The organism is Yoonia maritima (assembly GCF_002933395.1).
GTDB classification, from domain to species: domain Bacteria; phylum Pseudomonadota; class Alphaproteobacteria; order Rhodobacterales; family Rhodobacteraceae; genus Yoonia; species Yoonia maritima_A.
Genome location: NZ_PKFN01000007.1, coordinates 1 through 24,300 on the forward strand (window position 1 = coordinate 1; position 24,300 = coordinate 24,300).

At 54.3% G+C, this 24,300-nt stretch carries 27 protein-coding genes; 16 read left to right on the top strand and 11 right to left on the bottom strand.

The window, feature by feature from the left end:
• Positions 1–195: 195 nt before the first annotated feature.
• Entirely contained in the window at positions 196–1,587 is a 1,392-nt protein-coding gene (gene rimO, locus CYQ09_RS01385) for a 30S ribosomal protein S12 methylthiotransferase RimO (protein ID WP_106744517.1), read from the bottom strand.
• Positions 1,588–1,739: 152 nt separating this feature from the next.
• On the opposite strand from rimO, the gene CYQ09_RS01390 reads away from it, so the two are divergent.
• From CYQ09_RS01390 to CYQ09_RS01400, 3 genes are all read left to right on the top strand, one after another.
• A complete protein-coding gene (locus CYQ09_RS01390; RefSeq protein ID WP_106744518.1) occupies positions 1,740–1,931 on the top strand; it encodes a PLDc N-terminal domain-containing protein in 192 nt (63 codons plus the stop codon).
• Positions 1,932–2,023: 92 nt separating this feature from the next.
• Complete coding sequence (locus CYQ09_RS01395) at positions 2,024–2,221, top strand: CsbD family protein (RefSeq protein ID WP_106743634.1); 198 nt, start codon at positions 2,024–2,026, stop codon at positions 2,219–2,221.
• Between the two features lie 71 nt (positions 2,222–2,292).
• A complete protein-coding gene (locus CYQ09_RS01400) occupies positions 2,293–2,790 on the top strand; it encodes a Dps family protein (RefSeq protein ID WP_106743636.1) in 498 nt (165 codons plus the stop codon).
• A 16-nt stretch (positions 2,791–2,806) separates the two neighbouring features.
• Here CYQ09_RS01400 and CYQ09_RS01405 read toward each other — a convergent pair whose 3' ends face one another.
• Positions 2,807–3,199 carry a YbaN family protein gene (locus tag CYQ09_RS01405; RefSeq protein WP_239495826.1) on the bottom strand — a complete coding sequence of 131 codons (393 nt, stop codon included), beginning with the start codon at positions 3,197–3,199 and terminating at the stop codon, positions 2,807–2,809.
• A 67-nt stretch (positions 3,200–3,266) separates the two neighbouring features.
• On the opposite strand from CYQ09_RS01405, the gene CYQ09_RS01410 reads away from it, so the two are divergent.
• Entirely contained in the window at positions 3,267–3,521 is a 255-nt protein-coding gene (locus tag CYQ09_RS01410; protein ID WP_106743637.1) for a hypothetical protein, read from the top strand.
• Positions 3,522–3,629: 108 nt separating this feature from the next.
• On the opposite strand, the gene CYQ09_RS01415 is transcribed toward CYQ09_RS01410, so the two are convergent.
• The gene (locus tag CYQ09_RS01415; protein ID WP_106743639.1) at positions 3,630–4,238 is read right to left on the bottom strand and encodes a GcrA family cell cycle regulator; all 609 of its coding nucleotides are present in this window, start codon (positions 4,236–4,238) and stop codon (positions 3,630–3,632) included.
• 233 nt (positions 4,239–4,471) lie between these two features.
• Here CYQ09_RS01415 and CYQ09_RS01420 point away from each other — a divergent pair, with 233 nt between their 5' ends.
• Complete coding sequence (locus tag CYQ09_RS01420) at positions 4,472–5,275, top strand: ABC transporter permease (protein ID WP_106743641.1); 804 nt, start codon at positions 4,472–4,474, stop codon at positions 5,273–5,275.
• Here the strand turns inward: CYQ09_RS01420 and CYQ09_RS01425 are convergent.
• Positions 5,272–6,150 carry a DMT family transporter gene (locus tag CYQ09_RS01425; RefSeq protein WP_106743643.1) on the bottom strand — a complete coding sequence of 293 codons (879 nt, stop codon included), beginning with the start codon at positions 6,148–6,150 and terminating at the stop codon, positions 5,272–5,274. The genes CYQ09_RS01420 and CYQ09_RS01425 overlap by 4 nt on opposite strands.
• A gap of 239 nt (positions 6,151–6,389) precedes the next feature.
• On the opposite strand from CYQ09_RS01425, the gene CYQ09_RS01430 reads away from it, so the two are divergent.
• From CYQ09_RS01430 to argF, 3 genes are read left to right on the top strand one after another with little or no spacing between them, the layout of a single operon-like run.
• On the top strand, positions 6,390–7,556 hold the full coding sequence (locus tag CYQ09_RS01430; protein WP_106744520.1) for an aspartate aminotransferase family protein: 1,167 nt from the start codon (positions 6,390–6,392) through the stop codon (positions 7,554–7,556).
• A gap of 5 nt (positions 7,557–7,561) precedes the next feature.
• Positions 7,562–8,044 carry a GNAT family N-acetyltransferase gene (locus CYQ09_RS01435; RefSeq protein ID WP_106743645.1) on the top strand — a complete coding sequence of 161 codons (483 nt, stop codon included), beginning with the start codon at positions 7,562–7,564 and terminating at the stop codon, positions 8,042–8,044.
• A 36-nt stretch (positions 8,045–8,080) separates the two neighbouring features.
• Positions 8,081–8,986 (top strand): ornithine carbamoyltransferase, encoded by a 906-nt coding sequence (gene argF, locus CYQ09_RS01440; protein WP_106743646.1) that lies wholly within the window; start codon positions 8,081–8,083, stop codon positions 8,984–8,986.
• Between the two features lie 85 nt (positions 8,987–9,071).
• On the opposite strand, the gene CYQ09_RS01445 is transcribed toward argF, so the two are convergent.
• The 5 genes from CYQ09_RS01445 to meaB form a co-directional block, all read right to left on the bottom strand.
• Positions 9,072–10,553: an inorganic phosphate transporter gene (locus CYQ09_RS01445; protein ID WP_106743648.1), complete on the bottom strand. Its 1,482-nt coding sequence runs from the start codon at positions 10,551–10,553 to the stop codon at positions 9,072–9,074.
• A gap of 76 nt (positions 10,554–10,629) precedes the next feature.
• Positions 10,630–11,082 carry an NUDIX hydrolase gene (locus CYQ09_RS01450; protein ID WP_106743650.1) on the bottom strand — a complete coding sequence of 151 codons (453 nt, stop codon included), beginning with the start codon at positions 11,080–11,082 and terminating at the stop codon, positions 10,630–10,632.
• Between the two features lie 80 nt (positions 11,083–11,162).
• On the bottom strand, positions 11,163–13,568 hold the full coding sequence (gene hrpB, locus CYQ09_RS01455) for an ATP-dependent helicase HrpB (RefSeq protein WP_106744521.1): 2,406 nt from the start codon (positions 13,566–13,568) through the stop codon (positions 11,163–11,165).
• Between the two features lie 161 nt (positions 13,569–13,729).
• Positions 13,730–14,014, bottom strand: a complete 285-nt coding sequence (gene rpmB / locus CYQ09_RS01460; RefSeq protein ID WP_090196094.1) for a 50S ribosomal protein L28 — start codon at positions 14,012–14,014, stop codon at positions 13,730–13,732.
• 221 nt (positions 14,015–14,235) lie between these two features.
• Complete coding sequence (gene meaB / locus CYQ09_RS01465) at positions 14,236–15,225, bottom strand: methylmalonyl Co-A mutase-associated GTPase MeaB (RefSeq protein WP_106743651.1); 990 nt, start codon at positions 15,223–15,225, stop codon at positions 14,236–14,238.
• Between the two features lie 138 nt (positions 15,226–15,363).
• Between meaB and CYQ09_RS01470 the strand changes: the two genes are divergently transcribed.
• Positions 15,364–16,044: a site-2 protease family protein gene (locus CYQ09_RS01470; RefSeq protein ID WP_106743652.1), complete on the top strand. Its 681-nt coding sequence runs from the start codon at positions 15,364–15,366 to the stop codon at positions 16,042–16,044.
• Positions 16,044–16,475, top strand: a complete 432-nt coding sequence (locus CYQ09_RS01475) for a low molecular weight protein-tyrosine-phosphatase (protein ID WP_106743654.1) — start codon at positions 16,044–16,046, stop codon at positions 16,473–16,475. Before CYQ09_RS01470 ends, CYQ09_RS01475 begins: the two co-directional genes overlap by 1 nt.
• Here CYQ09_RS01475 and CYQ09_RS01480 read toward each other — a convergent pair.
• On the bottom strand, positions 16,435–16,770 hold the full coding sequence (locus CYQ09_RS01480; protein ID WP_106743655.1) for an arginine transporter: 336 nt from the start codon (positions 16,768–16,770) through the stop codon (positions 16,435–16,437). The two genes, CYQ09_RS01475 and CYQ09_RS01480, sit on opposite strands and share 41 nt — an antisense overlap.
• Positions 16,771–16,981: 211 nt before the next feature.
• Between CYQ09_RS01480 and CYQ09_RS01485 the strand changes: the two genes are divergently transcribed.
• The 4 genes from CYQ09_RS01485 (at position 16,982) to CYQ09_RS01505 (ending at position 23,064) form a co-directional block, all read left to right on the top strand.
• The gene (locus CYQ09_RS01485) at positions 16,982–18,547 is read left to right on the top strand and encodes a DUF4034 domain-containing protein (protein ID WP_106743657.1); all 1,566 of its coding nucleotides are present in this window, start codon (positions 16,982–16,984) and stop codon (positions 18,545–18,547) included.
• A gap of 145 nt (positions 18,548–18,692) precedes the next feature.
• Positions 18,693–20,492, top strand: coding sequence for a translation elongation factor 4 (lepA, locus tag CYQ09_RS01490; protein WP_106743659.1), 1,800 nt, complete (start codon positions 18,693–18,695; stop codon positions 20,490–20,492).
• Between the two features lie 99 nt (positions 20,493–20,591).
• Positions 20,592–21,230, top strand: coding sequence for an RNA helicase (locus tag CYQ09_RS01495; protein WP_106743660.1), 639 nt, complete (start codon positions 20,592–20,594; stop codon positions 21,228–21,230).
• 637 nt (positions 21,231–21,867) lie between these two features.
• On the top strand, positions 21,868–23,064 hold the full coding sequence (locus CYQ09_RS01505) for a hypothetical protein (RefSeq protein ID WP_106743664.1): 1,197 nt from the start codon (positions 21,868–21,870) through the stop codon (positions 23,062–23,064).
• A gap of 74 nt (positions 23,065–23,138) precedes the next feature.
• Here CYQ09_RS01505 and CYQ09_RS01510 read toward each other — a convergent pair whose 3' ends face one another.
• On the bottom strand, positions 23,139–23,282 hold the full coding sequence (locus tag CYQ09_RS01510) for an entericidin A/B family lipoprotein (RefSeq protein WP_106743665.1): 144 nt from the start codon (positions 23,280–23,282) through the stop codon (positions 23,139–23,141).
• 145 nt (positions 23,283–23,427) lie between these two features.
• Here CYQ09_RS01510 and CYQ09_RS01515 point away from each other — a divergent pair, with 145 nt between their 5' ends.
• Positions 23,428–23,727, top strand: coding sequence for a TraR/DksA family transcriptional regulator (locus CYQ09_RS01515; RefSeq protein WP_106744522.1), 300 nt, complete (start codon positions 23,428–23,430; stop codon positions 23,725–23,727).
• 43 nt (positions 23,728–23,770) lie between these two features.
• Positions 23,771–24,277: an alkylphosphonate utilization protein gene (locus CYQ09_RS01520; RefSeq protein WP_106743667.1), complete on the top strand. Its 507-nt coding sequence runs from the start codon at positions 23,771–23,773 to the stop codon at positions 24,275–24,277.
• Positions 24,278–24,300 lie beyond the last annotated feature (23 nt).

Genomic DNA, 24,300 nt, shown 5'->3' on the forward strand with positions numbered 1-24,300 from the left:
TGGAAAAGCCCTGTCGCATTCGAACGGAAGGTGGCCTAAACGAGCACTTGGGGCGGCACGAAAGCGCGACAGGTCCACAATAGTGTTTTCTGGGTATAACTCAGCTATGCTTTTGAACAGTCGAACAATTTGTTTATCGGTGAGGCGTGCTACTTGATAAATACGGTTTTCGGACAATTTGCTATTCCTAAAAATTTAACTCGGTCTTCCCCACAAATCATACTCCCCAGCTTCCTCAACAACAACCTTCACGACATCACCCACGGCCAACCCTTCGGTTCCCTCGTCGATGAACAGGTTCCCGTCGATCTCGGGGGCGTCGGCCCATGTGCGGCAGGTGGCGATGCCGTCTTCGTCGATGTCGTCTACGATGACCTCTAGGGTTTTGCCGACCTTGGCTTCGAGTTTGGCTTCGGAAATGGCTTGGGCTTTGGCCATGAAGCGGTCCCAGCGGTCTTGTTTGACTTCGGGTGCGACGTGGTCGGGCAGGGCGTTGGAGCGGGCTCCGTCGACGTTTTCGTATTGGAAGCAGCCAACGCGGTCGAGTTGGGCTTCGTCCAGCCAATCAAGCATGTGCTGGAATTCTTCCTCGGTCTCGCCGGGGTAGCCCACGATAAATGTGGATCGCAGCGTGATGTCGGGGCAGATTTCGCGCCATGCCCGGATTTCTTCTAGCGTCTTTGCGCCCGCCGCTGGCCGTGCCATCCGCCGCAGCACATCGGGGTGCGAATGTTGGAACGGGATATCCAGATAGGGCAGGATGCCGTTGCTTGGGTCGGCCATCAGCGGGATCAGGTCGCGCACGTGCGGGTAGGGGTAGACGTAGTGCAGCCGCACCCACGCGCCCAGCTTGCCCAGTTCACGCGTGAGGTCGAGGATATGGCTGCGGACTTCGCCGTCTTTCCACGGATTAACGTCATATTTACGGTCCAGCCCATAGGCTGAGGTATCTTGAGAGATAACGAGGAGTTCTTTGACGCCAGCCTGCACCAGCTTTTCCGCCTCGCGCAGCACCGCATGCGCAGGCCGTGACGCCAGTTTGCCGCGCATATCGGGGATGATGCAGAATTTACACTTGTGGTTACAGCCCTCGGATATCTTCAGGTAGCTGTAGTGCCGCGGTGTCAGGGATACCCCTGTCGCGGGCAACAGGTCGATGAATGGATCGGGGTTCGCGGGAACGGCGCTGTGCACTGCATCAAGCACCTGTTCGTATTGGTGTGGTCCGGTGACTGCCAGAATGTTGGGGTGATGTTCCCGGATGTAATCGGGTTCTGCACCGAGGCAGCCTGTCACGATGACTTTGCCGTTTTCGGTCAGCGCCTCGCCGATCGCATCAAGTGATTCTGCCTTAGCGGAATCAAGGAACCCGCAGGTGTTTACGATGACCGCTTCGGCACCGGAATAGTCGGGCGAAATCGCGTAACCTTCGGCGCGGAGCCGGGTCAGGATGCGTTCTGAATCCACCAAGGCCTTGGGGCACCCGAGGCTGACCATACCGATGGTCGGCTGGCCGGGGCGGCTGGCGTCAGTAATCTTGGCCGCAGGGGCAAGGTCGGGGCGGAGCGAAGGTGGGTTCTGGGTCATAGGGGCCATATAGCGAAGGGCGAGCGTGTTGGGAATGGGCATAACGGCCGAGCATGTACCTGCCATTCCAAATAGATTTTTTTGATGGCGCGGAACCAAATCGCCGTCAGTGCATTGTCTTCCCGAGAACGATGAACAAATTGGAGAATACAATGTTGGAAGTTACCGGTATCGGCAGTCTGCTTGTCCTCATCCTTGATGTAGTGGCGATTATTTCAATTGTTGGTTCAGGTGGCTCGACGGGAAACAAGGTATTGTGGGTGTTGTTGGTGCTATTGCTGCCTCTCATCGGCTTTATCATTTGGCTGATCGCCGGACCACGCGCCAATAAGCGGCTTGTCTAAGCGACAAACACTCACCTCGAACAATGAAACACAGCACGGAGCGCTTAGCACATTGGCGGCTAAGCGGGTGCTTTTACACGGAAGGAAAACCAATGAACTGGGATCAAATCGAAGGTAAATGGAAAGAAATGTCAGGCAACCTGAAAGCTAAATGGGGTGAACTGACGGATGATGAGATCGCCGAAATCAATGGTGACCGTGAGGCGTTGGAAGGCAAAATCCAAGCTAAATACGGTAAAACCAAAGAGCAGGCGAAAGAAGAAGTCGATACGTTCCTTGATAACGCTTGATGAACGGATGAGGTGGCCTGCGGGTCGCCTCTTTTCGTTGACCGAAACGTACGAGAGTGAAGGAGAGACCAATGAAGTCTGTACTTGCTGAAAAACCCCAAGAGCATGATGTGAACACAGGGGTTGGTGACCCCAAAGCCGTGGCTGATGGGTTAAGTGATGTATTGGCAGATACATATCGTATATTGATCAAGACCCATATCGTGCATTGGAACGTCGAAGGTCCGATGTTTTATGCGGTCCACAATTTGACCGAAACGCAATACGAAGAGCTGTTCGCTGCGACTGACGTGATTGCCGAACGTATTCGTGCGCTTGGGCATTTGACGCAGATGTCGTCAGCTGCGTTGCTGTCAGAATCTGTGATCAAAGATGTGTCGTCGCCACAAAGCGCCGGGGGTATGTGTCAGAACCTTGCCGAAGATCACAACAAGATCGCGAAGCGTCTTCATGATCTGATCGCAGCCGCTGGCGATGCGGGCGATCCTGTAACAGAGGACCTCGCGACTGCGCGTTCGGCCTTTCATGAAAAGGCGGCTTGGATGTTGCGTTCAATCTCGAAAAGCTGATTTCGCTAAAGACGCGCTAGGCGCTTCCGTTCGGGCGGGTTAACACAAATGTGCCCGCGCCGATCATGCAGATGGATTGGATCGCGATGATCATGGGACGCATCCCCATAAGTATGCTGGCCGTCAAAGCGGCGGCCATCATCACGACCGCGATTGCTTTGTATTTCGGGGCGATCGCACCTGTGGCATTCCATTCCGCGATCATCGGACCAAAAGTGCGATGATCGTGGAGACGCTTTTGCAACTTGGGTGATCCGTTACCAAATGCGAACGCCGCGAGGATCACAAACGGAGTGGTCGGCAACACCGGCAGGACAACCCCAACGGCCCCAAGCCCAAGCGCAGTCCACCCAACAAGCAGCCATAGGCCACGTTTTATCTTTGTCCGAGAGGCAGAGGTAAAAGGCACGGGGTTCCTGACATCGACGGTGAAGCAACAAACTTAAGATAAGCCAAAGCTTGCCGGATGTAAGGGGATGGTGGAAGGTAAAGGCATATTTTCCGAAAGTGATTTCATAGCTAACCCAAAAGACCCGAACCAGAATCCTTGGTACATCCTGATGACCTTGCATGGGGAGCAGATGGGGGAAACGATTGATTGGGAGTTGCACGAGAAGAATCGGACTTCATGGAACGATATTAACTCGAACATTGTACCCGATTCAGCCAGTGTCAAATTTTCTGCTGTGGGTCTAAATATGCTTGATCGTGAAGGCGGTCAGGATAAGTAATTTGGCTTGGCGTCATGCTGTCCGGCATCCGGATGGTTGATAGATAAAAGGCCGCCTAAAAAGGCGGCCTTGGTTGGTGGATCAAGATCCACCCTACGTAATTTCATTTTACCGCCGACGGTCGCGACGTGAAGACATAGGTTGGAATGCAACGCCGACGTGGGCTTCGCAGTAGGGTTTGCCAGCTTGTACACCAAGGCCACAGAACCAAAAATCGTCAGTGGCCGGGTCGCCGACGGGCCATTTGCAGGTCTTTTCTGTAAGCTCCATCAGGCTGATACGCTTAGCAGTTTTTTCGACTTCGCTGACTTTTGCCAGTGCCTCGGGGCTGATTTCATTTGCTGACGGCTGTGGTGGCAAAGGCTGGCCTGCAGGGATGATAGCCCGGCGAGCGGCCGAAATAGGGATGCCGTTTTCGTCGAGTTCGACCTCTTCTTTCACGGCTGGCACCGATGCGGCGGGAGCAGGGGTTGGCTTTGGCTTTGGTGCCGGCTTTGGCACGGACGGTTTGGCCGCTGCTGCAGGTTTCTCTTTGGGGGCTGCTTTGGTAGCAGATGCACCGCCAGAGCCAGCACGGTTTGACAGGCCCAAGCGATGGACCTTACCGATCACAGCGTTACGGGTCACGCCGCCCAGTTCCTTGGCGATTTGGCTAGCGGACTGGCCTTCGCCCCACATCTTTTTGAGCGTCTCGACGCGCTCGTCTGTCCAGGACATATGGATTCCTTTGGTTCAGCGGACCGGACAAAGCAGTTTGTCGGGCCTGAAAATCTGTTCAAGCCTTATATTAGTCATTGTGAGCAGGGATGTGAAGCGCGGGATCAAGGTTTTCGCCGGGTATGGCAGAATGAACCCATCTAGATGCCACTGTGGGCGCGTGTTTTTACGTCCTGCACTGGTCAATTCTGCCTGATAGGTTATGTCACAGCGCTAGGATAAGGACATTGAGCATGACCACAAAGACTGCAATGGGTGTTCGCCGCTTTGGGCGCGTGAACTGGCTGGGGACTTGGACATTGGTGCGCCGCGAAATTCGCAGGTTTATGAATGTTTGGTCGCAGACGGTGATGGCCCCTTTGATCAACGCGGGCCTGTTTTTGATGATTTTCACCATCGCGATTGGTCCACAGCGTGGTGACGTGATGGGGGTTCCTTTTATTAGTTTTCTTGCTCCGGGCATTCTGACAATGACTGTTATTCAGAACGCGTTTGCGAATACGTCCTCGAGCCTTGCGTCCGCGAAAGTGCAGGGGAATATCGTCGATACGTTGATGCCGCCTTTGTCTGCGGGCGAATTGGTATTTGGCTATATCGGTGGCGCGGTCGCGCGTGGCGCATTGGTTGCCGTTGTGATCGCAATTGGATCGATGCTGTTCTTGGGCGTTGGCATGCAGAACCCGGGTTGGGTTGTCCTGTTTGTCCTGATGGGATCTGTCTTGATGGGTGGCTTGGGCATGATTGCCGGCATCTTCGCGAATAAGTTTGATCAGCTTTCGGCGATTTCGAACTTTTTGGTGACCCCTTTGGCGTTTTTGTCGGGGACCTTCTATTCCATCGACGCGCTGCCCGGGTTTCTTCAGGTCCTTAGCCACGCGAACCCGTTCTTTTATATTATCGACGGTGTCCGCTTTGGGATGATTGGGGTCAGCGATAGCAGCCCTTGGGTTGGTGTCGTTGTCGTCGGTATTGCCTGTGTTGCCGTGCTAAGCGTTTGCTTGCGCTGGATGCACACTGGGTACCGTCTAAAGGCCTAAGCTTTGGCGCGTGTTTCACGCCAAGCAAGTAGAACCGCACCGCCAACGATAAGAAGCGCGCCGATCATGCTGATGTGGTCGGGGCGTTCGCCGAATATGATCGCATCATAGAGCGTTGCGAAGATCAGCGTGATGTAGCTGAATGGCGTGATAAAGCTGGCGTCGGCCCGCGCGACGGCGTTCACAAAGCAGGTTTGTGCCGTTGCCATTAACACCCCAATCCCAGCAAGGGCGGCCCACTGCGGTGCCGTTGGCATGACCCATACCGGCAAAACCGCCGCTGTTGCGATAGCAAGCCCGATCCCGTTGTTGATCAGTAGGACTTGGAAGGCGGGTTCGCTGTCTGCCAGTTTCTTCAGAAAGATGAGCTCCATCCCCATCATCAATGCTGCACCAAGCGCCAGTAGTCCTGCCAATTGAAATGAGCTTGCGCCGGGGCGCAGTAGCACAATCGCCCCTATCATCGCCGCGAAGGCTGCAAACCAACGCCAAGGGCCGACACGTTCACCCAAAAGGGGGATGGCAAGGATCATTGCGAAGACAGGGTTTAGAAAACTGATCGCGGTGGCATCGGACAGGCGCATGTTGGCAGCGGCTGCAAACATCAGGCTGACCCCGGCCCATCCAAACACAGTACGGCCGATATGGAGCCGCAGTCGGGGCTGTTTGATTTTCGGTCGTAGAATGCTTGCCACTGTACCGATCGCAATGAACGCAAATAAAAACCGTCCGTGGCTGACCTGTAGCGGGTGCAACGGCGGCCCCAAAACATCGGTGCCAAGCGTTTTCGCGAGCAACATAGTGCCCGCGATGAATGCCGTTGCTGTGACGATCAGTGCCACCGCAAGGCGTGGATTTTGTGCGCGCAAAGTCATTGCCGCATCTGGACCGCGTTTGCCGAATTTTGCAACGTCAGAATGCTGCTGGCATTTTTTATCTTCACGGCTTCAATGATTTAGGCTATCGGGGGCATATGAAGATGCGCACAACATACGTAAGCCGACGCCGACGCTAATTTAGCGCCGCAGTTTGTCACGTCTTCTACTATCCCTAAAACATTGACACTTTGCCCTTGGTCCTGCACCAATCGGGCTTATTGATAAGGATGATCGCCATGATCGCATCTATTTTGCCAACCTATTCACGTGCCCCGCTGACGTTTGTGTCCGGCGAAGGGTCATGGTTGACGGAAGCAGATGGGCGCCGATTTTTGGATTTGGGCGCTGGGATTGCGGTGAACGCGCTTGGTCATGCCAACCCCGCGTTGGTTGACGCATTGACGACCCAAGCGCAGTCGGTTTGGCACTTGTCTAACCTTTACAACATTCCTGCCCAACAAAAGCTGGCTGATGCATTGGTTGATAAGACCTTTGCGGACACAGTGTTTTTCACCAACTCGGGCACCGAAGCCTGTGAATTGGCCGTAAAAATGGCCCGCAAGTATTGGTTTGATAAAGGCCAGCCTGAGCGGACCGATATCATCACCTTCTCTGGCTCTTTCCATGGCCGGTCAAGCGCAGGTATTGCGGCTGCTGGGTCTGAGAAAATGACCAAAGGCTTTGGCCCGTTGTTGCCCGGCTTTGTTCATCTGGAATTCGGTGACCTGATGGGCCTGACGGATGCGCTGGGCGAAAACACGGCTGCTGTGGTGATCGAACCTGTTCAGGGCGAGGGCGGTATTCGTCCCGTGCCTGACGGGGATCTAAAAGCGATGCGCGAATTGTGCGATGCGAATGGTGCCCTGCTGATCCTTGACGAAGTCCAATGCGGTATGGGCCGTACTGGCAAACTGTTTGCCCATGAATGGGCGGGGGTGACGCCTGATATTATGATGGTCGCAAAGGGGATTGGCGGCGGCTTTCCGTTGGGCGCGGTTCTCGCCACTGAAAACGCGGCCTCTGGTATGACTGCGGGTACGCATGGGTCGACTTATGGTGGTAACCCATTGGCCTGTGCCGTCGGTGCAAAGGTGATGGAGATCATCGCCGATGATGCGTTTCTTGCAGAGGTAAACCGCAAGGCGGGGCTATTGCGCCAAAAGTTGGAAGGGTTGGTTTCATCCCACCCTGATGTATTTGAAGCTGTGCGTGGGTCAGGCCTTATGTTGGGTCTGAAATGCAAAGCGGTGAACACAGAGGTGGTTCAGGCCGGCTATGCACAGGGTGTTTTGACTGTGCCTGCGGCTGACAATGTGATCCGGCTGTTGCCGCCACTTAATATTACAGATGAGGACATTACTGTCGCGGTTGAGCTGTTGGATGCAGCAGCCGCACAGATGTAGGGTATATGCGCAATTACGATTTCCGTCAGTTAACTCGGGATGATCTACCTTTATTGCGCCGCTGGTTCACGGTGGCGCATGTCAAGGCGTGGTGGCCGGATGCGGAACGACAGATTGCGCAGATTATACAGGATTTGGACGATCCGAACGTCGATATGCGGATTGTTGGCGTGGCGCGTATACCGTTCGCGTTTATCAGGGACTTTGATACGCAGGTATCAAAGAAATCTGAGTATGCAGATTTACCAAAGGGGTCGCGTGGCATGTCGACATTTGTCGGCAATCCAGATTTCTTGGGGCCGGGGCATTCAACCGGCTATATCGAAGCACGCGTCCGCGACATGCGCCGAAACAATGCGCTGGTTGCGGTAGGTCCAAATTCGACCGATACACGAACCATATCCATCTATAAGCAGGCGGGGTTTCAGCCCCGACGACTGGCTAGCACCAATGATGGCAAACTTGTTCAGGTGATGACTCACCTATGATTTACTGGCCGATGGCCCAACAACAAAGCGAACTCTATGACGCATTTTCTTGATATCCACACGACGCCCGCAGAAGATCTGTATGAAATCATCCGTAATGGCCGCGCCATGAAAGACGCGCGTAAGGGCTTGCCCAAAGGGACCCTGGACGCGGACCAACCGCTTGCCAATCACATGGTCGCGCTGATCTTTGAAAAGCCATCGACCCGTACCCGTGTGTCGTTCGATGTTGGGGTGCGCCAAATGGGTGGGCAGACCATGGTTCTATCAGGCAGCGATATGCAGCTTGGGCACGGCGAAACCATCGCCGACACCGCCCGCGTGCTGTCGCGCTATGTTGACATGATCATGATCCGTACATTCGAGGAACAGACCCTGCTAGAGATGGCGGAATACGCGTCGGTTCCGGTGATCAACGGCCTGACAGATCGTACGCACCCGTGTCAGATCATGGCTGACATCATGACATTCGAGGAACACAGCGGCCCGATCAAAGGCAAGCGGGTGGTTTGGTCCGGTGACGGCAACAACGTGTTTGCCAGCTTTGCGCATGCCGCAAAACAGTTCGATTTTGACCTGGTGTTTACAGGGCCAGAAACGCTTGACCCTGAACCCGCGCTTGCTGGGCTTTATACAACAGAGCGTAACCCCGATAAGGCGGTGCAAGGCGCTGATCTTGTTGTGACCGATACGTGGGTATCTATGCACGACCCACAGTCTGCCCGTGAGCGTCGCCACAACCAACTGCGCGGTTATCAGGTGAATGATGCTTTGATGGAGAAGGCCAAGGATGAAGCGTTATTTATGCACTGCCTACCAGCGCACCGTGACGACGAAGCAACAAGCAGCGTTATGGACGGGAAACATTCGGTGATCTTTGATGAGGCGGAAAACCGTCTGCACGCTCAAAAGGCAATCATGCGCTACTGTTTGGGCAAGTAATCTTAAGTGACCAACAAAAAGGGCCAATTCCTAATCAGGAATTGGCCCTTCTTTTTTCGTAGGGTGGATTTTAATCCACCGCACCTTAGACAAACGCGGCTTGTAGTCCCAAGAAGATGACAGCTGAAATCAACGCTGCTGCAGGCACTGTGATCACCCATGCTGCGATGATCGTCATAAAGTGTGACCGACGTACCAGCTTGCGGCGGCGGCGTTCTTCTGGGGCGATGCGCTTGGCTTCTGGGCGCTTGGCTGACGAATTGCGCACGCGGCGCTCTTCGTGCCATTCGCGGAAGAAACCAACGCCAAAGACGCCACCCACAGCGATGTGTGTTGATGATACAGGAAGGCCCAGCCAGCTTGCGATGATGACTGTGATCGCGGCTGATAGGGCGACGCAGTAAGCGCGCATCGGGTTTAGCTTGGTAATCTGGCTGCCGACCATGCGGATCAGCTTTGGTCCGAATAGGATCAGACCAAACGAGATCCCGAACGCGCCGATCACCATAACCCATGTTGGAATATCTACTTTGCCGGCGAAAGTGCCAAAGCTTTCGGCGTGCACGATTGCGGCCAGTGGCCCAACGGCGTTGGCAACGTCATTGGCACCATGCGCGAATGACAACAGAGCTGCGGAAAGGATCAGCGGAATGTTGAATAGTACCTTCAAAGACCTGTTGCGGTTCTCAAGCCCTTCGGACTGACGGCGCACAAGCGGAGCAGACACGGCGTAGATGGTCGCACCCAAGACCAGACCAATCAGGCAAGCTGTGACTAGATCGATCTTTACGATCTTTTTAAGCCCCTTCATCGCGAGATACATTGAGAACACGCCGCCCATGATCCCGATCAGCACCGGCACCCAACGGCGGGCGGCTGCGATTTTATCGTCTTGGTAGATGATCGCGGATTTGATGAAGGCAAGGAACGCAGCCGCAATAACGCCACCTAGAAGCGGTGAGATCACCCAGCTGGCCGCGATTGCACCCATCGTTGGCCAGTTCACGGCAGCAAAACCAGCGGCGGCGATACCGGCGCCCATCACGCCCCCAACAACCGAATGGGTCGTGGACACGGGCGCGCCGATCCAAGTCGCGAGGTTCACCCACAATGCGGATGAAATCAAAGCGGCCATCATTGCCCAGATAAAGATTTCGCTGCTTGCGACGCTTTCAGGGTCAATAATCCCTTTCGAGATGGTGGAAACCACGTCACCACCGGCAAGCAATGCGCCTGCGCTTTCGCAAAGTGCGGCGATGACAATCGCGCCCCCCATGGTCAGCGCATTCGCCCCCACCGCAGGGCCCATGTTGTTGGCAACATCGTTTGCGCCGATGTTAACCGCCATATAGGCACCAAAGGCAGCCGCGGCGATGACGACATAAGACACTGAATCACCGCCGAAAAACAGCGTGCTTGCAAGTGCGGCTACGATAATAAAGGCGAGCGAAATGCCCAATCCCACCAAGGGTTTGCCTACGTATTGCGTTGCGTATTCGACTGCGCCGATACGGCCAAGATCGCGATCAAGCGTCTTCCATTGGTGCGATGGTTTTGATTCAGGCATTGTGTCCCTCGGTTTTGAATTGGGCCGGGGGTAACGTTATTGGGGTGATGTCACAATATGTTTATAAAGTTATGCCTTAGACCGCAAAGTCACTGAGGACCTGCTGCAAGCCAGGTTCATCAACCAATTCCGCAGCCCGTGATGGTGACGCCCACATGCGATCACGCCGCTCTGCTTCGGGGTAGGTTTTCGATAGCTTTTTGACCTTAAACGGAAAGACTTTAACTTCGCAGGGAATGACCGTGCCGTTGTCGAAACGCTTTTCTCCGATGAACGATTGCACGGCGGTTTCGTCGGGTGACGCTTTTTTCACGCCGCCTTCTTCCCATGCTTCTTGCTTGGCGGCTTCGACTGCGGACAGCCCGTCGATGGGCCAGCCTTTTGGCAAGATCCAACGCCCGCTTGAACTGCTGACAAGCAGCACCTCTGTGCCGGCGTCACCTTCGCGGTGGCACAGGGCTGCGACCTGCAAAGCAGGCGGTCGTTTAAAGAGCGGACGCAATGCGCCCTGCCACAGGGTGTTCAACATGGAAGTCATCGTCTGCCTGCCAATAGTCTTGTTTTATTGACCTTTTATTAACACGCGCTGATTCGGAATGCAAATCACCCTCATGTGCCGCGCGGTTTTGCGCGCAAAGTGGGGTCCGCTTGGGTCGGGTCTTCGGGCCAAGGGTGGCGTGGATAGCGACCGCGCATGTCGCGCCGGACATCGGCATATGATGACGCCCAAAAGCCAACGATGTCTTGGGTGACTTGGACCGGTTTTTGACCCGGAGAGAGAAGCGTCACGCGAAGCGGGGTTTTCCCCACGGTTGGGTGTTTGGTGACACCGAACATTTCTTGTAGGCGCAGCGTAATGCCGGGTGCTTCTCCGTCGTAGTCGATTGGTATTTTGCGCCCAAGTGGTGTTTCGAAATGCGCAGGCGCAGCTTGGTCAAGCCGCTGCATCTGGTTCCAATCTAGCATGCCGCGAAGGGCTGGTAGCAGATCAAACGATTTCCAATCAGCAGTGCTGCGCACCCCACTTAGGTGGGGCAAAAGCCATGTTTCTAGCCTATTCATCAGCGCATCTTCATCCATCGCTGGCAGATCATCAAGTAACGCGACCCTCGCACGGAACCGGTTCGCAGCCGCGTTCGGGCGCAGGCCCAGTTGCCGTATGCCATCTAGCATTGCGACGGCTACTGCATCGTCGGGCGGATCCGACCAGTTGCGGTCAGCTAACACCAATGCGCCTAGCCGTTCTTGTTTACGCGTCAGCACCCGGCCTTCGCGGCGGGACCACGTGCAAACATCAGCCCATTTGATTTGGTCGCCAAAGGTCTCGCGCAGTTCGCTGTCAGTAATGGCAACGGCTTGTCTAATGCGCGCCTCGCGGTTGTCGCCATCCAGATCGGTCGCAACAATCAGGCGTTGCCCAGCGAGAGGATCACTTGCATCCAACACAGCACCCTTGCCACCGGACAAGACGTAGCGCGGGTCATCGCCCTTGCGGCGCAGCCCGATGCGATCAGGATAGGCCAGTGCGGCCATGCAGGCCAGCGACATTGGTGCAGCCTTAGGCAACCCTTTGGATAGGCGCGGTATTTCAGATTTGATCTGTGAAAGGGCCGCATGGTTCACTTGGCCCGGCCCATCATAGCGGCGGTTCAGTGCGGTGATCCGAAGCGACAGATCACTGGATGCACCGCGCAAAGGATCGCGTGCAGCAAGGAGAGCAGCCAGCGGTGCCGCCTGTGTGCCGGCGATTTGTAGCATATGGGCAAGGCGAGGGTGCAGCGGTAGTGCCGCCAGCGCACGCCCATGCGCGGTGATCCGTAGGTCAGCATCCAACGCGCCAAGCCCCTGTAGAAGGGAACGCGCCTCGGCCAAGGCGCATTCGGGTGGGGGTGTTAGGAAGAGCAGATCGTCACTGCCCCATGTCGCAATTTCAAGTGCGAGGCTGGAAAGGTCGGCGGCTTCGATTTCGGCTGGGGCGAAAGCGGGCAGGGCGCCTTCTTCGCCTTTGGTCCAAAGGCAATACGCATCGCCGGGGGCGACGCGGCCCGCACGGCCTGCGCGTTGGGTGGCCTCGGCGCGGCTGACGCGTTCGGTAACAAGGCGGGACATGCCTGAACCGGGGTCAAATCGTGCGCGACGGGATTTGCCTGCATCCACGACCACGCGGATGTCTTCGATGGTGAGCGAGGTTTCAGCGATGGAAGTCGACAGCACGATTTTGCGTCCCGATTTCACGTGGGCAATGGCGGCGCGTTGGTCTTTGAACGGCAAGGCGCCGTAAAGGGGGCGGATCTGACAATCCTCGGGCAAACGGCCTGACAGGTTTTGCGCGACGCGTCGAATTTCACCTTCGCCGGGCAGGAATACGAGCATCCCGCCGCTGGTCTCATGCGCGGCTTTGACGATCAGGTCCGCTGTCGCAGCCTCAAGCCGGGTTCCTTTGGGCAGGGATTTGTCGAGATGGTGGGTGGTGACCGGGAATGACCGACCCTCAGAAGTCATGATAGGCGCGTTGTCGAGCAGGGCGGCAACTGGTGCTGCGTCTAGGGTTGCGGACATGACCACAACGATGAGGTCAGGTCGCAAAACCTGACGCGATTCCCATGCAAGCGCGAGTCCAAGGTCGGCGTTTAAGGACCGTTCGTGGAATTCGTCAAAGATGATCGCGCCGACCCCGGTCAGATCAGGATCAGACTGGATCATGCGGGTCAGGATGCCTTCGGTCACGACCTCGATTTTGCTACCCGCCTTGCTGTCGCCACGCATACGGTAACCGACCGTCTGGCCCGGTTTTTCGTCCAACCCTTCTGCCAAGCGTTCGGCAGCTGCACGCGCGGCCAGTCGGCGGGGTTCTAGCATGATGATCTTGCCGTCCGTGAGATCAGCCTTGAGCATAGCCAGCGGGACACGTGTGGTCTTACCTGCACCCGGCGGGGCTTGCAGTACTGCACAGCCTTGGGCGCGGATGGCGGTGATCAGTTCGGGTAAGATGGGATCAATAGGAAGGGTAGTCATGGCCAGTGTCTGGGCCATTCAAGAGGGGTGGGTCAAGACCCACCCTACGGGCGTCGCGTTTGTCGAGGCGTCGTAGGGTGGATTTTAATCCACCCCTGCAAACAGAAAAACCCGGCAGCCAAAAGGCAACCGGGTTTCATAAACTCTAAAAAGAGAATCGCTTAAGCAGCAGTTGCTTTTGAGATTTCTTTTTTCACTTTCAGTGCGTCTGCAGAAAGCTCAGCATCTTTGGCTTTCGCCATGAACGCGTCCAGACCACCGCGGTGATCAACGGTGCGCAGAGCAGCGTTAGAGATTTTGAACTTGAACGAACGGCCAAGCACGTCAGACTGCAGTGTAACGTCTTGCAGGTTTGGCAGGAACCGACGGCGTGTGCGGTTCTTAGCGTGGCTTACGTTGTTGCCCGACATCGGGCCTTTTCCGGTCAATTCGCAACGGCGCGACATGAGCTGTTCCTTGTACTGTGGACATCACCAAACCAGATGTTTGGGCGTCCTGTCATAGGGGTGATGGCCCCACCAAGGCAGGGTCGTGAATAAGATTAGCGCCAGATAGGCGGATTCCTTAGACCCGTCAACCCGATTTGCCATCGCTGGCCGATCAATTCGCCCAACTGGGTGCCATTTATTGTGCCTGCGAATAGTTGGTCAAAGGTTTGTTGGCCTACTTAGCTTCTACGAAAACGCGAAAGCACTGTTTCGGCGGCCATAGCAGGGGTTGTTTTGCCGGTGGCGACATCGTTTTGCGCAATTTGCATTTGCTCTTTGGTTTGTGGATCATCCAGCAAAAGTTGGAGCAGCCCTTGGTGGACGTCTTCTTTGAACCAATAGCTGGCTTGGTCTTTGCGGGTTTGGTCCCAAATGCCGGTTTCGCGTCGCCAGTCACGCAGGGTTTTTATTTCGTCCCATGCGGTCTCGAGCCCGACGATTTCAAGTGCGGATACGGTCAGCGCTTTGGGAAACCCTTCTGGGTCTTGGGGGCGTTTGCGCAGTAGCCGCAGTGCCCCGGCATAATCGGCACGGGTCCGGGTTGCTTGTGCCTTTAGGTCTCCGTCTGCTTTGTTCACGAGGATCACGTCGGCCATTTCCATGATGCCGCGTTTGACGCCTTGTAATTCGTCCCCGCCAGCTGGTGCCAAAAGCAAAAGGAAGAGGTCGGACATCTGCGCCACAACCGTTTCTGATTGCCCAACACCCACAGTTTCGATCAGTACCACGTCGTATCCTGCGGCCTCGCAAAGCGCGACGGCTTCTCGGGTGCGGCGGGCCACACCGCCAAGTTGGGTTTGGCTGGGGGAGGGGCGGATAAACGCATTGGGGTCGCGGGCAAGATGATCCATCCGGGTTTTGTCACCCAAGATCGAACCGCCAGACCGGGCAGAGGATGGGTCGACTGCAAGAACGGCCACCCGCAGCCCTTGGCCCGTCAGCATTAACCCAAAGCTTTCGATGAATGTCGATTTCCCGACGCCGGGCGTACCCGACAGACCGATGCGCATGGCTTGGCGGTCGGTGCCAAGCAGCGTGAGAAGTTCAAGCGCTTGGGTCCGATGGTCAGCGCGTCCGCTTTCGACCAGGGTAATCGCGCGGGCCAATGCACGGCGGTCGCCAGTGCGAACGCCCTCGGCGAGGGCAGTGATATCAATTTTCTTGCTCATGCTTGCATTCATATCGGGCAGGTGGCGGCTGTCTAGTGGCTTAGGGTCGCAAGCCAGAGTGGGTCAATAAGTGTTGCGATATGTGGGGCTTTGATATTGAACCTTATGAAAGCAGAATTGGTTTAAGGTCAGGATTGCATGTTTGGTAACGATACGGTGGTGTTCCAGTTCGCGGGGCCTTTTGGCGTGCGGGTGGATGTGGGGCAGTCTTTGGCGATGCTCGTTTTATTCATCGTCGTGCTGTCGGGTGGCAATTTGGTAGGCAGCCTGATTTTTGCGACGATGCTCGTGCTTGCGATATCTTTACATGAATTCGGCCACGCGTGGGCTTGCATCGTTCAAGGCATACCTGTGCGACGCGTTATGCTGTACGGCGGTGGCGGCTTTTGCGAGCCTGCCCGGTCAACGACGCGCTATCAAAGCGAGCTGATCATCGCGATGGGACCAATTGTGAACCTTGCGCTTTGGGCGCTGTGTTCGATTGCGGTCAAAATGATTTGGAGCGCAGAGGCTTTGCCATCTGAGGCGATGAGGCAGTTTGCGTCTTATCTGTATATGTTTGGGTTCCTGAACTTGTCGCTATTCATATTTAACCTGATCCCAGTGCAGCCTTTGGATGGTGGCAAGTTGCTCCATCTGCTTTTGCTGCGGTTCCTAAAGCCCGGCGTGGCACATCGGACAGCTGGCGTTATTGGCTTGGTGATGGCTATCGCTTGGATACCTGCGATGATCTTTGTTTATGCCACTTATGGCTGGGTGCTGTTCTTTATGCCCTCGATCCCGTCGCATTACCGTATGGCGCGCGGGCAGTTGGCCTGATGCGTGTTTTGTTCGTATGCTTGGGGAATATCTGTCGGTCGCCTGCGGCCGAAGGCGTTGTGCGTGCCATGGCGCCGCAACTAACGCTTGATAGTGCAGGAACCGGGGGCTGGCATGTTGGTGATCCGCCTTATGGTCCGATGCAAGACGCGGCAGGGCAGCGTGGGTATGACCTTAGCCCGCTGCGGGCACGCCAATTCACGGCGGCGGATTTCGATGCGTTTGATCTGATCGTCGCGATGGATCGGCAGAACAGGGCAGACATTGAACGGCTTCGGCCCAGTGGAAACAACACGCCTGTGCGCCTGATGGCGGCCCAAAACGTGCCTGATCCGTATTACACCCGTGATTTTGACGGGTGTCTTGATATTATCGAAGATGCCGCGCGGATTATGCTACGGGAACACAGACTTGAGACGCCATCTCGGTGAAGCCTTTGTAGCGTTTCCAGAATGCTTCTGAGCTGGGGTTCTCTGATTGACGGGTGTCTTGGGCAAGTTGCGGTTCTGTAAAGAACGCCACCGCGCGGGATTGATCACGGCCCGAAAGCGTTTGGTTTGCCACACCCTGCACGCAGCCACATAGTGCAGGCGACGCCGCCTTACGATCCGCGGCCATGCAGGCCTGACTGATAGGGCCTGTCGCACTGGGAACGCCACTCGAACGGCTATCGCCGCCGCAAGACGCCAAACAAGCCAAAGCCCCGACTAAAAATAAATACCGCATATTGCCTCTCTCTGGCCGCTGTCTGCGCAGACGGTCCGACTGATGATGCCCTCGGGACAGATTATGGCGAGGGAAGGGGCGCGATGCAATTGGGGAATGTGGTGGCGGGCTGCAGCAATGGGATCGTGTTCGGATCATGAGTGTTAGTTTCAGGCTTGCATTGGTTGCATCGTGATGATTGCATTAAATAAATTTACTCAGGAATTTTCTAATGCGTATTTGGCTCTCCTTAGCACTTTTTTGTTTACAAGCAGCATCCTTGCAGGCCGCAATAACGCCCGAAGAATTGCGTGGATTGGCGTATGCAGGGGACATTGATGGTGCGGAACAGGCACTGCGCCAAGCCCATGCCGAAAGTCTTGATGGGACCATCAGTTTTGCCGAACTCCGCGAACTCGCCACGATACTAAATGTATCGCATCCCGACGTGATCGAATTTGTTAAAGATTGGCTGCTGAAATATCCCACTTCACCCTATGCGAAGTCCCTAAGGGCGTTTCAGATGCGAGAAACAGCATGGAGACTGAGAGGGACTAGGTTCGTTTCCGATACCCATCCAGATGCGCTTCATGCATTTAGTGATCTGCAAAACCGAGGAATGAACCTTGCCTTGGAGGCCTATGCTGATGCACCTGATTATGTGCTCGCGTCTGACGCAGTGTTTACCCACCAACTGACAACTAAGCGTCTAGACTGGGACACGGTCGGTGTTGTTGTCGATGATGTAATGACTGCGACCCCTAGCCGCGATTCCCTCATGAGGATTAGCTTGCTCACATTACCGCAATGGGGCGGGGTCGGGCATCAAGGCATTGTTGCCTTGTGTGAACAATATGCGGGACAAATCACCGATGTCGAGGAGGGGTACAGCCCGGATGTATGCACTATTGATTTGATCCATAGCACAACACCTTCAAATCAGGCCAAATCATACGCCGCGCGACTTCTTGGTGACAGTATTCACCCAAACATGCTTCGTGCGCGTTTACGGCGAGCGGCCGAAAGAAAAAACGACGAGGATCAAGAGTTAATTCTATCGTTTTTATCTCATGTTGGTGTTTCTGACTACGAATTTGCTGAGCATTTAGCACGTCATGTCCGACATAACGATCGGGTTGAGGAGCAGATGCATGCACTTGATGCACGTTGGCAGGCTGAAGCAAGTATAGCAATTGCGCACGATCCTTATAACTCGGATCTTATCGATATTTTATTGCGCAAGTATTCGTTGCCCATGTCCTTTAGCTATTCACCTGACAATGAACGCGCCGAAATCTTGATAAGACGTCACGCTACCGCTGTTTTGTTTGATGGGTCTGCATGGGCCCGCGCAGCTTCTACCCTGAACGGAGAGCTGACCGCGATGGACCCTGCGCTCGCGGATCCGTTTTTTGTTAATGCGATTTACTATAGCGATTACTACCCGGATCAAATAGCCGCGATGATTGATTTCAAATCACGTACCTATGCCGAGCATCAGTTAATGGTCGACTACAACGCACCACTAAATATGACTGATGATGAAGTCGTAGCAGAGTTATTATGTCCGATTGTGCGCCTCGATAGACTGTTTCGTGAAGTATGTGACGTATCCCCACAGCCCGATGGAGCGTGTTCGGATTTGACGTTGTGGGCGCGGTTTTACCCTGTTGCTATAGAGCGGGTTAGCACTGAAGGACTATGTCAAAAAGAGCAGACAGCGCCCATCAGTGAGTTGATGTACCAACCTATGCGCCCAGATATGAACGCTCTGCACGAAGGTATTGCTAACCGGTAAATATTTTAAGCGAGCTTGGCTGGTTGAACGGTGCGTCACCAACCGAATTGAACCTGAAGAGGCTTGTTCGACATCATCTCTGCTCTTGCAAAACCATTGTTCTTTGGCCATTGACGGTTCAAACTTTGCATAGGGCTTCCCCTTCATGACTGACCTCGATCACATCCGTAACTTCTCTATCGTCGCGCATATTGACCACGGTAAGTCCACGCTTGCCGATCGGTTGATCCAAGAGACCAACACGGTGGCCTTGCGCGACATGAAGGCGCAGCTGCTGGACAGCATGGATATCGAACGTGAACGCGGGATCACGATCAAGGCCAACACGGTGCGCATCGATTATACCGCGCAAAACGGTGAAACCTATGTGTTGAACCTGATCGACACTCCGGGTCACGTGGATTTCGCCTATGAGGTGTCTCGGTCCATGCGTGCGGTCGAAGGGTCGCTCTTGGTTGTGGATAGCACCCAAGGGGTCGAAGCCCAGACGCTGGCTAACGTGTATCACGCGATTGATGCGGACCATGAAATTGTGCCTGTGCTAAACAAGATCGATCTGCCTGCGTCCGAATGCGATCAAGTTGCCGCACAGATTGAAGACGTGATCGGGATCGACGCGTCTGAAGCGATCCGCGTGTCAGCGAAAACCGGTGTTGGTATTGTCGAAACGCTTGAGGCTATTGTGCATAAGCTGCCAGCGCCCAAGGGCGACCGCGATGCGCCGCTGAAGGCGATGCTGGTGGACAGTTGGTACGACAGCTATCTGGGCGTGATCGTTCTGGTGCGGATCATCGACGGCACCATGAAGAAAAACGACCGGATCAAATTCATGTCCAACGGGACTGTGCATGGGATCGACAAAATCGGTGTGTTCCGTCCGCAGATGCAGGATGTCGCTGATCTTGGGCCGGGCGAGATTGGGTTCATCACCGCATCCATCAAGCAGGTGCGCGATACGCGGGTGGGTGATACCATCACATCCGAGAAAAAGGGCACCGAAGTCGCGCTGCCGGGCTTTAAGCCTGCGCAACCGGTTGTGTTCTGTGGCTTGTTCCCCGTGGATAGCGCCGAATTCGAAGACCTGCGCGATGCGATTGATAAACTGGCGCTGAACGACGCGTCATTCAGCCACGAGATGGAAACATCTGCCGCGCTGGGCTTTGGCTTCCGCTGTGGTTTCCTTGGGTTGCTGCACCTTGAGGTGATCCGCGACCGGATTGAACGCGAATATAACATTGAGCTGATCACAACCGCGCCGTCGGTGGTTTACCACGTCTATATGCGTGACGAGACGATGATTGACCTGCACAACCCTGCTGACATGCCTGACATGACCCATGTGGACCATATCGAGGAACCGCGGATCAAGGCGACGATCCTTGTGCCCGATGATTATCTGGGTGACGTGCTGAAACTGTGCCAAGATCGCCGTGGTGTGCAGCTAGACCTGACCTATGCGGGTAGCCGCGCGATGGTGGTTTATGACCTGCCATTGAACGAAGTCGTGTTTGATTTCTACGACCGCCTGAAATCGGTGACCAAGGGCTATGCGTCGTTTGATTATCAAATGACGGGCTATCAGCAGGATAACCTTGTGAAAATGTCGGTTCTGGTCAACGACGAACCCGTTGATGCGCTGTCGATGATGGTGCACCGCGACCGCGCTGAACAGCGGGGCCGGGCGATGGTTGAAAAGCTAAAAGACCTGATCCCGCGCCACATGTTCAAAATCCCGATCCAAGCGGCCATCGGCGGCAAAGTCATCGCCCGCGAGACCCTATCGGCCCTTCGCAAAGACGTGACCGCCAAATGCTACGGCGGCGACGCGTCTCGGAAACGCAAACTGCTAGATAAGCAGAAGGCGGGTAAGAAAAAGATGCGGCAGTTTGGGAAAGTGGATATTCCTCAGGAAGCGTTTATTTCCGCGCTTAAAATGGACAGCTAAGAGCTGTCCGTTTTTGGAGCGCGTGTGGGAAAGAGGAAGATGAAGGCCGTTCCAGCAGTTACTACATACGACAACTATATTTAGAAAATGGTGTATTCGATGAGTAAGTTAAATCCGAAGTGCGGAATGGTTATGCCGATTTCTGAATGTGATGGCTGCGGCGAAGCTCATTGGAAAGAAGTTCTAATTCTTTTGGAACGAGCTGCAAGGGAAGCTGGCTTCACGCCTCATCTCGTGAGCGATGCGGACGATGCAGGCGTAATCCAGAAACGAATTGTTCAGAACTTGTATGAATGCCCAGTAGTCGTGTGTGACATTAGTGGTCGAAATGCAAACGTCATGTTTGAGTTGGGAATGAGGCTAGCATTCGACAAGCCAACCGTAATCATCAAAGATGATCAGACGCCATATTCATTTGATACATCTCCGTTTGATACCATAAGTTATCCACGCGATTTGAGGTATACAAAAGTAGAAGCATTTCATAACGCTCTCGTTTCAAAGATTAAAAATACGGCAAGTTCAGACGGTAGCGATAGTTTTTTAAAGAGCTTTGGTTCGTTTAAAGTAGCAGACCTTTCCGTCGAAAAAGCGCCAGCGGACGAACTAATATTAGAAGAAATGTCGCTAATAAAGACTGAATTGCGGGCCATGCGAAATCAAGCGCGTAATTCTGAACATATGTACGTAAAGTCGTCAAATAAATTAACTCAGCTGTATGGCGGAATTCACCCTTAAAGTATGAAACAAACCGAACTTCTCTATATTGGAAATCAGAGTCAGGGGGGCCTTATTGATGGTGTTGAACAGTTGTTAACTAATGTACGCAATACGCCAGGAGTTTTAGAAGCTGATACGACGAAAATCGACGGTGAGGTTTATCTATCAGTAACTTATGAGATCGATTCTGACCGAAGTGAAGGAAAAGCATCAAGGATGATAGTAGGATCGTGTATTCATGACCTAAAAAATAGGAAAAACCTGTGAAAGCCAAATCTCCGATTTGGCAGCGCCCGGGCGAGGGCTTCGCCCATTTTCACCCTAATTGATCCACTGGATCAATTTCAAGACGGTTCAAACCCTCCCCCATGGGGAGGGCGCTTCGCACCCCCCGCGCTTTGCGCGTTTACCGCTGAAACTGTCCTCGACAGTTTCCAGGACGCGGCTCACCCCCGAGGTCCACGCGCCGGATACTGATGGGCACCGTGTTAACGAAACGCCTTCTGTGGCCGTACTCTTTTGCGCCTCACGCGGTCCCTCGGACCGTTTGTCGATCCAAGCGCGGCTTGCCTCAAGTGACGAGAAATCCAATAATGATTTGTGGCAATATTGGAAGTTGTGATAGCGATGCCTCGACCAGTGAATTGTGAAAAAAATGATTATACATCCTACCGAAATTACCAAATCTGACGGGCGTGTCCGTGTTTCATCTGTGGTTGAGATCGAGACCCCGGGTAAGGTGTTTACTGCAAATAACGCTGCGACGATGGAGCTTTGGATTGACTGGCCCGAGGCGTATTTTGTGCCCGATACGCCCGATGCCGGACCGTTTGCGCTTATTTGTTTGACGGCGGCGATGTGTCTGAAAGAGCGGTTGGTTATAAAAACGCCAATATCGCAATCATTGCTTATTAATATGCTTGAGGCGATGGAGATTTATGCGAACGATTTCCCGCACCTATGCGAAATAATTCCGCTTGAGGTCGCGACGTATGATCTGCCACGTAACCCGCAAACCCGGGTGGGGTCTTTTTATTCCGGTGGCGTGGATTCTCTTTATAATATTGCTGAACACAGACGGTTGGAAACCCAATTCGGAGTAGTGCCGGTTTCTGATCTTTGGCTTATTCAGGGGATGGATATCGGTCTGCAACAGGATGAGCTTTGGAATGAAACCAAAGATCTTTTGCAGGCGTCGGTTGCCCAAAATGAACAACTGCGCTGCGTTGATATTCGCACGAATGCGCGCGAGTTTCAGGGCAAGATCGTGAGCTGGGACGAACTAGGCTTTAGCGCGATACTTGGCGGTATCGCGAAGTGTTTCGCACCCATCGTGAATACGGCTTTGATTGGTTCATATGCAAAATACAAAGATATCATGCCGCATGCTAGTTCTCCGATGATTGATCCCATGTGGTCGTGCGACCGTCAAACTGTCAGGCATTTTTCATGCCGTGCAGATCGCATGGAGAAGATTCGAGTCATTTCAGAATGCGCCCCTGAGTTGCTAAAAACGCTAAGAGTCTGTTATTCAAACTTTGACGGTGAATATAATTGCGGTCGGTGCGAAAAGTGCCTGCGTACCCAAATGCAGTTGCTTTTGTGTGGGAGCATCGACAAGTGCGAAATGTTCAATAAGAAAATTGTCGCTGACGATCTTCGTCAATTGAAGCTGCCGTGGAAAAAGAAGAATAATTACACTTGGGATTTTTGGCGTGATATCCACGCGGCTTGCCACGAGGCTGGCATGGACGATTTTGAACGTGAGCTTACGCGGCAATTCAAACGCAACCGCGTGAGAGCGGTGGTGAAACGAATGATCGACAGAATGCGCAGTGCGTTTAACCAATAGTCTGGTTACGGCGCCGTTAAACGCATTCAGGCCTCGCATCGTGCAAGACCTGAAAAAATTCTGTCCGATCGCGCTTAAAGATCGTTTTGTACGTCTTGGCTTTCTTCTGTAATCGCGTCGCCTGCGTTGGAAATGTCTTGGCCGGCACCTTTGACGGTTTCGCAGGCGCTAAGGGTAAAGGCGGCTAGGATCAGGGCAATCATGGGTGACTTACGCATTGGGTCGTCCTTTCATTTATAAATATCTATGGGGTCAACGCGTGATTGTCGCGTCGGTTCCATAATTGCGCAGATTGTCTTGACCCAAATCAAAGCGTCACGGCTGAAACCCGGTCATTGTCGTGAAAGCTTTAGGAGGCACGACATGGATATTGATACCTATGAACAGACGCTAATCGCGCGTCGCGCAGAGCTGGTGGGCGATATGGTTGAGATCGAAGATCAGTTGGACGATCCGCCGTCCAAGGACTGGGATGACCGATCAACCGAACGTCAGGTAGAGGCGCTGGGGAATAGTGACTTGGCCGAGATTAAGCGGATTGACGCGGCACTTGCACGCATCAAGGCGGGTACATACGGCTATTGTCAGAAATGCGGTGAGCAGATTTCTGACGCACGGTTGACGCTGTTGCCTGACACGCCATTCTGCAAGACATGTGCCTGAACAACCGCTGGCCCTTGGGCCGCAAACCGGGTATCCCAGAGATATGATTTGCCCCCTTTGCCAAACGCCCGATACGCCGCTTTCAAGCTTTCCTGTGACGGGTGGCCCTGAAGGGGCAACCGTCGAGATTTGCGGGACGTGTGTCGCGCAGCTTGATAACCCGTCCGAGGATCATTTCCGCGCGCTTGCCAGTACAATGTGGTCCGAAGACCCCGGTATTGCCGTGCTTGCCGCGCGGGTGCTGGTGAAAATCGGCACGCCGTGGGCGCTTGATCTGGCCGATCAGCAGTATTTGGACGATGAGACCCGCGCATGGGCCGATAACGTGGTCGCAGCAAGCGAACACAAAGATGCCCATGGCGCGACCCTGAATGCGGGTGACACTGTGGTCTTGATCAAAGATCTGCCTGTCAAAGGCGCGGGCTTTACCGCCAAACGTGGCACGGCGGTCCGCGGTATTTCATTAGTCGCTGAAAACGCAGGCCACATCGAAGGCCGGGTTGAGGGGCAGCGTATCGTCATCCTGACTGAGTTCGTTAAGAAAAAATAACGACGGAAATTTCAGGCGGCTGC